This is a genomic window from Acinetobacter vivianii (assembly GCF_014635885.1).
In the GTDB taxonomy this organism is placed as follows: Bacteria; Pseudomonadota; Gammaproteobacteria; order Pseudomonadales; family Moraxellaceae; genus Acinetobacter; species Acinetobacter vivianii.
In genome coordinates this window covers 157,135-169,915 of record NZ_BMDR01000001.1, presented here as the reverse complement: position 1 = coordinate 169,915, position 12,781 = coordinate 157,135, and the positions used below count along the sequence as shown (strand labels likewise).

At 41.2% G+C, this 12,781-nt stretch carries 12 protein-coding genes; 8 read left to right on the top strand and 4 right to left on the bottom strand.

The features are described 5' to 3' along the window. Positions 1 to 263: 263 nt before the first annotated feature. The 3 genes from aroQ to accC are packed head-to-tail and all read left to right on the top strand — an operon-like array spanning position 264 to position 2,545. Positions 264 to 713, top strand: a complete 450-nt coding sequence (gene aroQ / locus IEV36_RS00830; protein WP_004771942.1) for a type II 3-dehydroquinate dehydratase — start codon at positions 264 to 266, stop codon at positions 711 to 713. A 27-nt stretch (positions 714 to 740) separates the two neighbouring features. Further along, positions 741 to 1,163, top strand: coding sequence for an acetyl-CoA carboxylase biotin carboxyl carrier protein (gene accB / locus IEV36_RS00825; protein WP_004771941.1), 423 nt, complete (start codon positions 741 to 743; stop codon positions 1,161 to 1,163). A 17-nt stretch (positions 1,164 to 1,180) separates the two neighbouring features. Beyond that, entirely contained in the window at positions 1,181 to 2,545 is a 1,365-nt protein-coding gene (gene accC / locus IEV36_RS00820; RefSeq protein WP_004771939.1) for an acetyl-CoA carboxylase biotin carboxylase subunit, read from the top strand. A gap of 48 nt (positions 2,546 to 2,593) precedes the next feature. On the opposite strand, the gene IEV36_RS00815 is transcribed toward accC, so the two are convergent. Beyond that, positions 2,594 to 3,073, bottom strand: coding sequence for a hypothetical protein (locus tag IEV36_RS00815; protein WP_032864027.1), 480 nt, complete (start codon positions 3,071 to 3,073; stop codon positions 2,594 to 2,596). Positions 3,074 to 3,276: 203 nt separating this feature from the next. Here IEV36_RS00815 and IEV36_RS00810 point away from each other — a divergent pair, with 203 nt between their 5' ends. Further along, entirely contained in the window at positions 3,277 to 4,767 is a 1,491-nt protein-coding gene (locus tag IEV36_RS00810; RefSeq protein WP_005257268.1) for an amidase, read from the top strand. A 1-nt stretch (position 4,768) separates the two neighbouring features. Here IEV36_RS00810 and IEV36_RS00805 read toward each other — a convergent pair whose 3' ends face one another. Beyond that, the gene (locus IEV36_RS00805; RefSeq protein WP_005257265.1) at positions 4,769 to 5,941 is read right to left on the bottom strand and encodes an MFS transporter; all 1,173 of its coding nucleotides are present in this window, start codon (positions 5,939 to 5,941) and stop codon (positions 4,769 to 4,771) included. Between the two features lie 165 nt (positions 5,942 to 6,106). After that, a complete protein-coding gene (locus IEV36_RS00800; RefSeq protein WP_004771932.1) occupies positions 6,107 to 7,495 on the bottom strand; it encodes an amino acid permease in 1,389 nt (462 codons plus the stop codon). Positions 7,496 to 7,848: 353 nt separating this feature from the next. Between IEV36_RS00800 and fahA the strand changes: the two genes are divergently transcribed. From fahA to IEV36_RS00780, 4 genes are all read left to right on the top strand, one after another. After that, entirely contained in the window at positions 7,849 to 9,153 is a 1,305-nt protein-coding gene (fahA, locus tag IEV36_RS00795) for a fumarylacetoacetase (RefSeq protein WP_005257264.1), read from the top strand. After that, positions 9,140 to 9,772, top strand: a complete 633-nt coding sequence (gene maiA / locus IEV36_RS00790) for a maleylacetoacetate isomerase (RefSeq protein ID WP_005257263.1) — start codon at positions 9,140 to 9,142, stop codon at positions 9,770 to 9,772. Before fahA ends, maiA begins: the two co-directional genes overlap by 14 nt. 19 nt (positions 9,773 to 9,791) lie before the next feature. Continuing rightward, a complete protein-coding gene (locus IEV36_RS00785; protein ID WP_005257261.1) occupies positions 9,792 to 10,340 on the top strand; it encodes a VOC family protein in 549 nt (182 codons plus the stop codon). A gap of 280 nt (positions 10,341 to 10,620) precedes the next feature. Beyond that, entirely contained in the window at positions 10,621 to 11,400 is a 780-nt protein-coding gene (locus IEV36_RS00780; RefSeq protein ID WP_005257259.1) for an IclR family transcriptional regulator, read from the top strand. A gap of 67 nt (positions 11,401 to 11,467) precedes the next feature. Here IEV36_RS00780 and hppD read toward each other — a convergent pair whose 3' ends face one another. Beyond that, positions 11,468 to 12,523 carry a 4-hydroxyphenylpyruvate dioxygenase gene (hppD, locus tag IEV36_RS00775; RefSeq protein WP_004771926.1) on the bottom strand — a complete coding sequence of 352 codons (1,056 nt, stop codon included), beginning with the start codon at positions 12,521 to 12,523 and terminating at the stop codon, positions 11,468 to 11,470. Positions 12,524 to 12,781 lie beyond the last annotated feature (258 nt).

The following is a 12,781-nucleotide window of genomic DNA, read 5'->3' as shown; positions in this document are numbered from 1 at the left end:
ACTGCTGAGTTACACAAATCCCATGAACGAATTGGGGCAATTCAGTTTAAAATATAAAAAAACGAAAATACGCTGAAATTTGTCATATTTTAACATTGCCAATTCCTTGCAAAGTTTTCATTATATGCACCATGCTTGGTATGCAACTTTCTTCATCAATTAAAACAATTTATAAAAAAATTGCAGAAATTTATGCCATAATAAGCAAACTTTGCAGACATCTTGCAAAAAATATTTGCAGTTTTAGAATTGGAGCAGGCTGAATGAGCTCAACCATTTTGGTGATTCACGGACCGAATTTGAACTTGCTAGGAAAGCGCGAACCAGAAGTTTATGGTTATCTCACTTTAGATGATATTAACCAGCAACTCACCGCTCAGGCTAAACACGCATCACTTACACTAGATACTTTTCAAAGCAATTGGGAAGGTGCGATTGTCGATCGCATTCATCAGGCACAAGCTGAAGGGGTAAAATTTATCATTATCAACCCTGCTGCCCTGACTCATACATCAGTTGCTTTACGCGATGCCCTTCTCGGCGTTGCCATTCCATTTATTGAGGTTCATTTGTCAAATGTTCACGCCCGTGAAGCATTTCGTCATCACTCATATTTATCAGATAAGGCCATTGGCGTGATTTGTGGCTTAGGTGCGAAGGGTTATTCCTTTGCACTCGATTACGCTATCGAAAAAATTCAATCTTCTAACTAATTTTAAACACATTAGGAATGCTCACTCATGGATATCCGTAAAATCAAGAAGCTCATCGACTTGATGATTGAATCTGACTTACAAGCGATTGAAGTTAAGGAAGGTGACCAGTCCATCTCATTAACTCGTCCTACTCCTGTTTATGCAGCAGCACCTGTTGCGGCAGCGCCAGCAGCCTCTGCTCCAGCGGCTCCAGCAGCTAAAACACCACGTGGTGCAGTTGAAACTTCTCCAATGGTTGGTGTGTTCTATGCAGCACAAAGCCCGGGTGAAGCACCATTTGTAAATGTAGGTCAAACAGTTTCTGCGGGTGAAACACTTGGTATTATCGAAGCGATGAAAATCATGAACCCGATCGAAGCAACAAAGAGCGGTGTTATTGAAGAAATCTTGGTGAAAAATGGTGAAGTGATCCAGTTCGGTCAACCACTTTTCCGCTACCGTGCTTAATTTGTTTGGGGATTCCGATGTTGCAAAAAGTATTAATTGCAAACCGTGGTGAAATCGCTTTACGAATTACTCGGGCTTGTAAAACTCTTGGCATTAAAACAGTTGGTATCTATTCAGATGCTGACAAAGACTTGATGCATTTACGCTTCGTTGATGAAGCTGTATGTATTGGGCCAGGTACCACAAGTGAAAGCTATTTAAATATTCCTGCGATTATTACTGCTGCAGAAATTACAGGTGCAGATGCAATCCATCCTGGTTATGGCTTCTTGTCTGAAAATGCTGAATTTGCTGAAATTGTAGAAAGCTCAGGTTTCATTTTCATTGGCCCTCGCCCTGAACATATCCGCCTCATGGGAAATAAGGTTTCTGCCATTATTGCCATGAAAAAGTCAGGTGTTCCAACCGTACCGGGTTGTGACCATGCAGTTACGATTCACAATGCACTTGCTGAAGCCAAAGAAATTGGCTTCCCGTTGATCGTAAAAGCTGCCGCAGGTGGTGGTGGTCGTGGTATGCGTATTGTAGAACGTGTCGACACCCTACTTGAATCTGTTCAGGCTGCACAGCGTGATGCTGAAATGTGGTTCGGTGATGATACCGTCTATATGGAACGTTTCTTACAGAAACCTCGCCATGTCGAAGTTCAGGTTCTTGGTGATGGTAACGGCCATGCGATTCACTTATATGATCGTGACTGTTCTTTACAACGTCGCCATCAAAAAGTATTAGAAGAAGCACCTGCACCAAACTTACCAGAACAAGCGCGCGCTGACATTCTGGAAGCATGTGTCAATGCATGTAAATTGATGCAATACCGTGGCGCGGGAACATTTGAGTTCTTGTTTGAAGATGGTGAATTCTTCTTTATTGAAATGAATACACGTGTTCAGGTTGAACATCCTGTGACTGAAATGGTGACAGGCGTCGACATTATTGAACAACAGCTTCGCATTGCTGCTGGTTTAGGTCTAGAGCTTGAACAGGAGCAAATCGAAGTTAAAGGTCATGCGATTGAATGTCGTATCAATGCCGAAGACCCAACTACATTCCTGCCTTCACCAGGCAAGATTGAAAGCTTCTATGCACCAGGTGGTGCGGGTATTCGTCTAGACTCACATATTTATCAAGGTTATAGCATTCCGCCTTACTATGATTCAATGATTGCAAAATTGATTGCTCATGGTAAAGATCGTGAAACATCTCTGGCTCGTATGCGTCAAGCCTTAGATGAAATGATTTTGACTGGGATTAAAACCAATATTCCATTGCATAAAGATCTTATCCTGCAAGATAAGAACTTCTGTGAACAGGCAATGGATATTCATTACCTAGAAAAGCATTTACTTAAACAGCTTGAACCGCAAGCTGAAAAAGCCTAAATAAAAAAGCCTCTTAAATAAGAGGCTTTTTTTATATCTACAGATTCATTAAGGTAAGACACGACGCAAGGTAGCAAAGCATTTATCGCCCTTCTCGCTGGCACAGAAATCAATGGTGTGATCGTTTGACCATTTCACGAAATACTGAGAAACCTCGCCTGTTTGATCCTGAGCTTGGCCAGAACAATCTTTTTCATTATTGTCATACTTAATCTGTAAGATCAGCGCAGGTAAACGCTCTTTATGATCTTCAGAAGGTTGATAATCATATAAACCGTAAGACCATTCCTGTCCGCTTTTAATCACCACATCGCTGGAACCACGAAAATTATAGTACTCAACACATTTTTTATTATTTGGAATTTCCATTCCCCATAAACCCATAATTTCAGGGCGTGTTGTTACACGAATCGCATTCGCTTTAGCCACTTGCTGAGGCGTTGGCGCTGCCTTGTTATTTACGACCGTCTCTGCCATGGTCCATGTTGAGCAAGCCCATAATAATCCAATAATATAAATATTTTTCATAGATTTAATTAAGTCGTCATCTAAAACGGTGCATGCGCTTAAATTAGCATATTTTTTGATAAAAACACGCATTCATAACCATATAAACACAATATTTTTAGCAGGTAATTTAATTGATTGTTCTGTTATTTTTTTCGGGTATTCTATTTCGCAACTTAGATTTATTTTTACTTTATAACAATTTAGCTTTAGGGATAAAAGCCATGAAATTTTCAGAATATGTGCAATACGATGGTCTTGGATTAGCTCACTTAGTTAGCACAAAACAAATCCATCCTTCTGAATTACTAGACATTGCATTACAACGCACTCAACAGGTCAATCCCAAGCTCAATGCGATCATTATTCCCATGTATGAACAGGCAAAACAACGCGCAAGCCAACAACGTTCTGGCACATTTGCAGGCGTTCCCTTCTTGGTAAAGGATCTGTTTCAGGAATACCAAGGCATCCCGACCTCCTATGGTAGCCGTGCACTTAAAAAATGCAATTACGTCCCTGATTTTAATGCTGAAATTGTCAATCGCTGGGAAAATACCGGTATTGTCACTTTTGGCCGTACCAACACGCCAGAGTTTGGCATTAAAGGTATTACCGAACCCGAAGCATGGGGTGCATGCCATAACCCGTGGAATTTAAAACATAATAGTGGCGGTTCTTCAGGCGGTTCAGCATCTGCGGTAGCTGCAGGCCTTGTCCCGATTGCTGGTGCAGGCGATGGCGGCGGTTCCATCCGTATCCCTGCTTCTTATTGCGGTCTATTTGGCTTAAAGCCTAGTCGTGGACGCACGCCGTGGGGGCCACAATTCAGTGAAGCAATGCACGGCGCAGCAATGCAGCATATTTTAAGCAAAACTGTGCGAGATAGTGCAGCCATGCTTGATGCCGAGCAAGGCCCAGAACAAACTTCACTGTTTAGAATTGAAGCGCCAGCACAAAAATACAGTGACATTATTCAACAAGCACCTAAAAAGCTCAGAATCGCGTTTAATACCCAATCTCCGATTGGCACCAAAGTGTCTAAAGATGCGATTCAAGCAGTGCAACACACTGCAAAACTACTGGAATCATTGGGTCATATTGTAGTGGAAGATCACCCGAAAATTGATGGTTTGGCATTGGCAAAAGACTTTGTAACCACATGGTTCAGCCAGTTCTCTTATATGCAGGCACAAATCAAACAACAATATGGGGCAACCGATCAGGACTTTGAACTGGATTCCATTGCATTGGCGGCTTTTGGAGCAAAAACTACGGCAACAGAATATATTCACACTCTAGATAATTGGGGTGTGTATAGCACCCAGATGAACATCTTCTTTGAACAATATGACCTGTATCTCACTCCAAGCACAGCATCAGTTGCACCCAAGAATGGTGAAGTTGCCACGCCAACATGGCAGAAACCCATCTTAAAAGGCTTGTTAAAACTTGGCAAAGCGCATTATCTCGCACAAGGTAAACTGGTCGAAAAAATGGTACAAGATAACTTGAGCTGGGTTCCCTTTACCCAATTGGCCAATGTTACTGGCTTACCAGCCATGTCGGTGCCGCTGTACTGGAATCAACAAGGCCTGCCGCTTGGCAGTCAGTTTATCGCGCCGTTTGGACGTGAAGATCGCTTACTTCAACTGGCAGCCCAGCTCGAACAGGCGCAACCGTGGATGCCTCAATATCAAAACATTCAACTCTAATTTAGCTTTTGGCTGCTGTTTCAATGTGATTCGGCAGCCAAAACACCAGTAATAGTCCCAGCAACACCACTACACTGGCACAGAAAAAGATGGTCATACCTGAAAACATCTGCCAGTAATGCCCTGCCAATAAACTTCCAGAAGCAACACCTAAGCCCCACATGGTGCTATACAACGCTTGTCCACGTCCCTGTTGCTCTGCCGAGAAGTTCTGAAAAATCACTTTCATGGCAATAAGATGGAACAACCCAAAACTAAATGCATGCAGGCATTGGGTCAGCAATTGTCCGATATAATTTGTCTCCAACATCCCCACTAGCCACCAGCGAAGACTGGTCAGCAGTAGACAAATCACCACCAGTGTCCGCCAAGAAAAGCGAGTGAAAAATACTTTTTGCGCGACTGCAAACATCACAATCTCGGCGATAACACCCATCGCCCACAAACTGCCAATTTGTGTAGTACTGAAACCAATTTCTTTGAGGAAATTACTATAGAAACTATAAAATGGCGCCAGTGAAAACAATAAAATAAATTCAATGCTAAAGAATGCAGCAACAATAGGTTTTTTCAGAACAGGCCATAGCGGTTGTAATTTTTTTTGTGAGCTTGGTGCATGCTCAGGCTCTTTAATGCTAAATGACCATAGAAAAGCGAGAAATGAAATCGCCAAAAGTAAAACTGGCAACATCGCAATTGGGATAATCTCCAATAATGCGCCAATCACAAACACTCCGACAATAAAACCGACTGAACCCCACTTACGCACTTTGCCATACAGTTCAGCGCGTTTTTCACCCAGCCAGAATAATGTCACCCCTTCAAATTGAGCCAGAATAGCATTCTGGAAGAAGCTAAAAATCAGCATGAGCAAAGCAACCGATTGAAAGCTGTTTGGAATCACAAATATTGCAAACCAGATACAGGCTTCCATCCAAGTGGCAATGCGTACCAGCAACATGCGTTTGCCAGACTTATCGGCGATCCAGCCCCAGATGAGTGGTGCAAAGAAACGGGTAATAATCGCAATTGAAGAAAGAATGCCAATCTCTTGATAGTTGAAACCCTGATCTTGCAGATACAGGTTCCAATACGGCATGAATGTACCAACGATGGAATAGTAGAAAAAGTAAAAACCACCTAAGCGCGTCTGGATATTCAGAGATTGAAACAATTCAAAAACCTTAAGATTTATTACTTGATATATGCATGAATATTATCTTATTTAGAAATTTAATTCGTGCTCAATCATGATGAAGCTTCTATTTTTTAGATATCGCCAATAAAAAAAGGGCTGAATAACTCAGCCCCTCTATTCATCACATCATTTATTCAAAACTTATGCATCTGTATTCAATGCCACACTATGTTGCGCATTTCTTAACTTTCGCTGTTTAAGAAAATAAGCCAGCATCAAACATAGAATCCACGCAGGAATCATCATCACGGCAATACGCATATCAGGTGTTAATGACATCACCACCAAGATTCCCAGCATAAAGATCATGCAAAGATAATTACTAAATGGATAAGCAATACTTGGGAATTTGGTTGTTACGCCTTCTGCTTGCATGGCTTTACGGAACTTGAGATGTGTCCATGAAATCACCACCCAGTTAATAACAATCGCAGCAACCACCAGCATCATCAATAAGCCAAATGCTTTTTCGGGGAATGCATAGTTCAACAACACACACAAAACCGTCACGAAAGCTGAAAGATATACCGCATTGGTTGGAATACCACGCTTATTGATATGCTTGAGGAATTTCGGTGCATTGCCTTGTTGAGCCAAACCTAACAACATACGGCTACTGCAATAACTTGTACCGTTATATACCGATACTGCCGCAGTCAAAATCACAAAGTTAAGTAAAGTCGCTACACCTTGACTATCCAGTGAGGCAAATACCATCACGAATGGACTACCACCTGCTGCCATTTGATTCCAAGGGAATAATGCAAACAGAATGAAAAGTGTCGCAATATAGAAAATCAGAATACGGTAAATAATCTGGTTCACTGCTTTTGGTAGAGTTTTATCTGGCTCACGTGCTTCAGCTGCGGTAATACCAAATAGCTCGATACCACCAAATGCAAAGATGATCACCGCCATTGCCATGACTAAACCTTCAACACCAAATGGGAAAAATCCACCCAATGCCCAAAGGTTACTGATACTCGCCTGTGGCCCTGCTGTACCAGTTGCAAGTAAATAAGAACCAAAGGCAATCATGGCCAGAATAGCCAGAATCTTGACGATGGAAAACCAGAACTCCATTTCGCCAAAAAACTTTACATGTAACAGGTTGATACCGTTAATTAAAATAAAGAAAGCCAGTGCTGATACCCATGTCGGTATTTCAGGCCACCAATACTGAATATAGAGACCAATTGCACTCAACTCTGCCATACAGACCAGAACATTGAGTACCCAATAGTTCCAGCCCGACATAAACCCTGCAAATGAGCCCCAGTATTTATAGGCAAAATGACTGAATGAACCACTTACTGGCTCTTGTACGACCATTTCACCTAACTGACGCATCATCAAAAATGCAATCAGTCCTGCAATCGCATAACCCAATATGACCGAGGGGCCTGCCAACTTGATTGATTGGGAAATCCCGAGAAACAGACCTGTACCAATTGCACCACCTAGCGCGATAAGCTGGATGTGCCGATTGCTTAAACCATGTTTCAGGTTTCCTTGCTCCTGTTTTGACATATGATTATTCTCGTCCTTGTATCGTAATTTTTTTGTCTAAAATTACGTATATCATAAATTAATCACCAATGCCTACCTCTAATCAAAAAATATTTGATTTACTTTTCAGATAACCGCGCATATAAACAGAAAATTCAATAAATAACAAATATTATGAATAATGTAATTAAATTATGTATTGCGTAATTAATTATTTTCAGTATGATAGAAATCATAAAGTCGATATTTCTTGCTTGAGCCAAGACAACTCAATGGATAAGACGAAAAATATGTATCGTTTTTTCAAAAGCTTGAACATAGCAAGATAAAAATTTAAACGTTTTTCACAGAATGAGAGACAAGGAAGGTACAACATGGCGCAACAATTAAACTCTTTTCTTGAGATTGATCCACAATCAGATTTCACAATTCATAATTTGCCTTACGGAATCTTTAGCGAAACAGCACAAGGTGATAAACGTGTAGGTGTTGCGATTGGCAACTGGGTACTTGATCTTGCAGCATTAGAAGCGCATGGCGTGTTACACAGCAACGTCCCAAACTGTTTTAATCAAACAACGTTAAATAAATTTATTGAAACAGGTAAGCAAAACTGGCAAGCCGTTCGTAAAACCTTACAAAGCTTATTGTCTGCTGAAAACCCTGCATTACGCGATAACGCAGACTTACGTCAGAAAGCATTATTGAAACAAGATGCCGTTACGCTACATTTACCAGTACATGTACCGGGCTATACCGATTTCTACTCATCTAAAGAACATGCGACCAATGTTGGTACCATGTTCAGAGACCCGAAAAATGCCTTGTTGCCAAACTGGAGTGAACTACCAGTGGGCTATAACGGTCGTGCCAGCTCTGTGATTGTCAGCGGTAAAGATATCGTCCGTCCTTCTGGTCAGATCAAATTACCCAATGAAGAACGTCCTGTTTTTTCAGCAACGCGTAAACTCGACTTTGAACTGGAAACTGCTTTTATTGTAGGTAAAGCCACTGAACTAGGTGAGCCGATTGCGATTGAAAATGCATGGGATCATATCTTTGGGATGGTGTTGTTAAACGACTGGTCTGCTCGTGATATCCAGCAATGGGAATATGTTCCGCTCGGCCCGTTTAATGCCAAGACTTTTGCCAGCGCAATTTCCCCTTGGATCGTCACCATGGAAGCTTTGGAGCCATTTAAACTCAAAGGCCCAGAACAACAGCCACAACCTCTTGGCTATTTGCAGGAAAATGTTGCAAACAGCTATGACATTCATCTGAGTGTTGAAGTGCAAACACCTCAAGCACAACAAGCAGAAGTGATTTGCCAGACCAACTTTAAATATATGTACTGGTCTATGGCGCAACAACTCACCCACCATACCATTGCAGGCTGTAATGTACAGGTTGGAGATCTCATGGGTTCTGGTACGATTTCAGGGCCAACTGAAAATTCTTATGGCAGTTTGCTTGAGCTGACATGGAATACCACCAAGCCACTTCACCTTTCAAACGGCGAAACACGTGGCTTCCTTGAAGATGGCGACCGAGTTGTCATGAAAGGTTATTGTGAAAAAGATGGTATTCGCGTGGGCTTTGGCGAAGTTGCCAACACCATTTTACCAGCACGTCACTTTAGTTTTAACGAACAAAAGGACGAGCGCTATGAAACTGTATAGTTATTTTCGTAGCTCGGCCGCGTACCGTGTCCGTATTGCGCTGAACCTGAAAGAGATTGCCTATGAAACCCAGCCTGTTCATTTGGTCAAAAATGAACAGCAACAGGAACAATATGTTGCGCTGAATCCAAGCCAGCTTGTTCCTACGTTGATTGATCAAGATCAGGCGCTTTCACAGTCACTCAGTATTCTGGAATATCTGGAAGAACAATATCCAGCAACCCCATTGTTACCGAAAGATCGCATTGAACGCGCCAAAGTACGTGCCTTTGCTCAGGTCATCGCCTGTGATATTCACCCGCTGGATAATCTGAGAGTGCTGAAATATCTCAAAAATGATCTTGCGGTCAACGATGAGCAAAAAAATCAATGGTATCAGCACTGGATTATTGAAGGCTTTAAAAGTCTGGAAAAACAGTTGCAGCATTCCAACGGGCAATTCTGTTTTGGTACACAAGCCACGATTGCCGACTGCTGCCTGATTCCACAAGTTTATAACGCAAAGCGCTTCAAAATAGATTTAAGCGCTTTCCCAAAAATTGAATCGATTTATCAACATTGTTTAACCCTTCCAGCATTTTTACATGCTGCACCAGAACAACAACCAGATTGGGAATAGGGATAAAAGGAGTTTTATCATGAGCTTTGCAATTAAAAAAATTCACCACGTGGCCTATCGTTGTAAAGATGCTAAAGAGACTGTGGAATGGTATAAAAAAATGCTCAACATGGATTTCATTCTGGCATTTGCTGAAGACCATGTACCTTCTACCAAAGCCTTTGATCCTTATATGCATCTATTTCTCGATGCTGGACAAGGCAATGTATTGGCATTTTTTGAATTACCAACCCAACCGGAAATGGGACGTGATGAGAACACCCCACAGTGGGTTCAACATATCGCTTTTGAAGTTGAAGACCAAAATGCATTATTAGCAGCAAAAGCACATCTTGAAGCCAATGATGTCAAAGTATTAGGCGTTACCAATCATGGTATTTTCCATTCAATTTACTTCTTCGATCCAAATGGTCATCGTCTGGAACTGACCTATAACGATGTTCACGCAAATGCCAAAATCTCACGCATTACAGAAGAAATGAAAATGGAAATGCTGGATGAATGGAGCCGTACCAAACGTGCTCCACATCATACTCACTTCTTGCATGAAGATGAGCTAGGAGCATAATTCAGGCTCAAACGCTCGGCATTGGGGTTCTATCGCTTCAATGCCGATTTTTATTGCCTGAATTTAAGGCATGTATACGCTTTTTATGGCTTATGCTTATGATACGAATATAGTGTAAGGTGATTAAAAACAATTGTATGCTTATACAATTCACCTATTTAAATCATTTAAAAAGATGATTTCTATTTTAGGTCATGCTCAGGCATTATGTGCTGCATGTAACACTAAATATTGACAGTAAACGCACACAGCTAAATGTATGCAGATTAAGGGTTATTGAATGATTGAAGAAAAGTTATCTGGTGGGGTTCAATCACTTGAGGTCGGTCTAGCCGTACTCAATGCCCTTTTGGAACACAATAAACCGATTATATTAAAAGAATTATCTAGCCGACTGGATATGCATCCTGCCAAAGTTCACCGCTATCTGGTCAGCCTGATCCGCATGAACTATGCAAAACAGCTTGAAGATGGCCAATATGCCTTAGGTGATCAGGCATGGCGTCTGGGTTTGAACTGCATTCAGCATACCGATGTATTACAACTGGTACAGCATCTGATTTACGAATTACAAAACAAGATCGGTTGCGGTATCCAGATTAGTAAATGGTCGCCTAGAGGCCCATTAGTGGTGCAATCAATTGAGTCAAATCACCCGATTTCGATTGTCACCAAAGTGGGATCGGTTATGCCGTTAATCAACTCCGCTGCGGGGCGCGTATTTGCTTCATATATGCCTGAGGCCATCATTAAGCCGCTTATGCTGGCTGAATGGGAAAAAGCGACACAGAACCACTACCCGATCAAACCGAGTAATTGGGATGAGTTCCTTGCGCTTAAACAAACTACACTACAACACGGCATGGCGATTGCACAAGGCGACCTGCTGGTCGGAATCAATGCAGTCGGTTTACCAATTTTTAATGCCCATCACTCCATGGAGTTTTGTATTGTTGCACTGGACAGTGAAATGTTCTTCTCGGTACAGGAAGGTAGTGAAAAACTGGAACTATTTAAACGTGAAGTGGCTGCGATCAATCAGTATATTCAAACTCGTTAATTTTTATTCATCCATAAAAAAGCCAAGAAATAAACTTCTTGGCTTTTTCGTTTCTTTCAGTTTTAGCTTATTTTGCTTCTAACACACCACGGCGAATCTGGTCACGTTCGATCGATTCAAATAGCGCCTTAAAGTTGCCTTCACCAAAACCATCATCATCTTTACGTTGAATAAATTCAAAGAAAACTGGCCCAAGCATGTTTTGAGAGAAAATCTGTAATAACAGTTTTTTCTGACCATCTTTGGTATTTCCATCCAGTAAGATACCGCGTTTTTGCAGTTCTTCAGTTGGCTCGCCATGATCTGGTAAACGATCTTTCAACATTTCATAATAAGTTTCAGGTGGCGCGGTCATAAACTGCATACCCATACCTTTTAACTTATCCCATGTTGAAAGCAAATCATCGGTAATAAAGGCAATATGCTGAATGCCTTCACCATTAAAGTCCGCCAAAAACTCGGCAATTTGACCATTGCCCTTGTCTGAATCTTCATTTAATGGAATACGAATCATGCCATCGGGTGCAGTCAACGCTTTCGAAGTCAAACCTGTGTATTCACCTTTAATGTCGAAGTAACGGATTTCCTGGAAATTAAAGATTTTTTCATAGAAGTTCGCCCAATATTCCATACGTCCTTTATAAACGTTATGGGTTAAATGGTCGATTTCGTTTAAGCCCGCACCTTTTGGATTACGCTCGACATCATCAAAGAAAACAAAGTCATTTTCATAAATATCACGATCTACGAGGAAAATTGGCATCCCACCAATTCCTTTAATCGCAGGAATATTCAATTCCATTGGGCCAGCTTGCGAGTACATCGGCTCTGCGCCCAGTTCGATTGCATTTTTAAATGCCTTCGCTGCATCACGGGTTCTAAAGCCCATTGCACATGCTGACGGGCCATGTTCTTTAAAGAAGAATGAAGCATAAGATTCTGGCTGGTAATTCAAAATGATATTGATATTACCCTGACGCCATAAATAAACTTTTTTAGATTTATGCTTCGCCACCTTGGTAAAGCCAATTGTTTCAAAGATTTGGTCTAATCCATTTTCCGTCGAAACAAATTCAATAAAAGCAAAACCACATAGTTCTAATGGGTTATCTAAAATGTCCATCTAGTTTCCCTTATTTAGATAAATTCATCCGTTGTTAATGCAAAGTACCGTATTTTGTTTTGGCTCATCTCAGCTCACTCAACAAATCAGCACTTATACGCATTACTTTTAGAAAAGGTCACAGGTGTTTTTATAAGTATGTTAAAAGCATCCGTGTTGAAACCTTTCCTTCCATAAGTAAGCCAATGCAACCATAAAGTATGAACTTTCTTTGCATAGGCCCTCAACCATAAATTCATGCTACAAGAAAGATTAAAT

Coding starts and splice junctions, on each gene's coding strand:
- aroQ (WP_004771942.1), top strand. CDS start 264: ATGAGCTCAACCATTTTGGTGATTCACGGACCGAATTTGAACTTGCTA.
- accB (WP_004771941.1), top strand. CDS start 741: ATGGATATCCGTAAAATCAAGAAGCTCATCGACTTGATGATTGAATCT.
- accC (WP_004771939.1), top strand. CDS start 1,181: ATGTTGCAAAAAGTATTAATTGCAAACCGTGGTGAAATCGCTTTACGA.
- IEV36_RS00815 (WP_032864027.1), bottom strand. CDS start 3,073: ATGAAAAATATTTATATTATTGGATTATTATGGGCTTGCTCAACATGG.
- IEV36_RS00810 (WP_005257268.1), top strand. CDS start 3,277: ATGAAATTTTCAGAATATGTGCAATACGATGGTCTTGGATTAGCTCAC.
- IEV36_RS00800 (WP_004771932.1), bottom strand. CDS start 7,495: ATGTCAAAACAGGAGCAAGGAAACCTGAAACATGGTTTAAGCAATCGG.
- fahA (WP_005257264.1), top strand. CDS start 7,849: ATGGCGCAACAATTAAACTCTTTTCTTGAGATTGATCCACAATCAGAT.
- maiA (WP_005257263.1), top strand. CDS start 9,140: ATGAAACTGTATAGTTATTTTCGTAGCTCGGCCGCGTACCGTGTCCGT.
- IEV36_RS00785 (WP_005257261.1), top strand. CDS start 9,792: ATGAGCTTTGCAATTAAAAAAATTCACCACGTGGCCTATCGTTGTAAA.
- IEV36_RS00780 (WP_005257259.1), top strand. CDS start 10,621: ATGATTGAAGAAAAGTTATCTGGTGGGGTTCAATCACTTGAGGTCGGT.
- hppD (WP_004771926.1), bottom strand. CDS start 12,523: ATGGACATTTTAGATAACCCATTAGAACTATGTGGTTTTGCTTTTATT.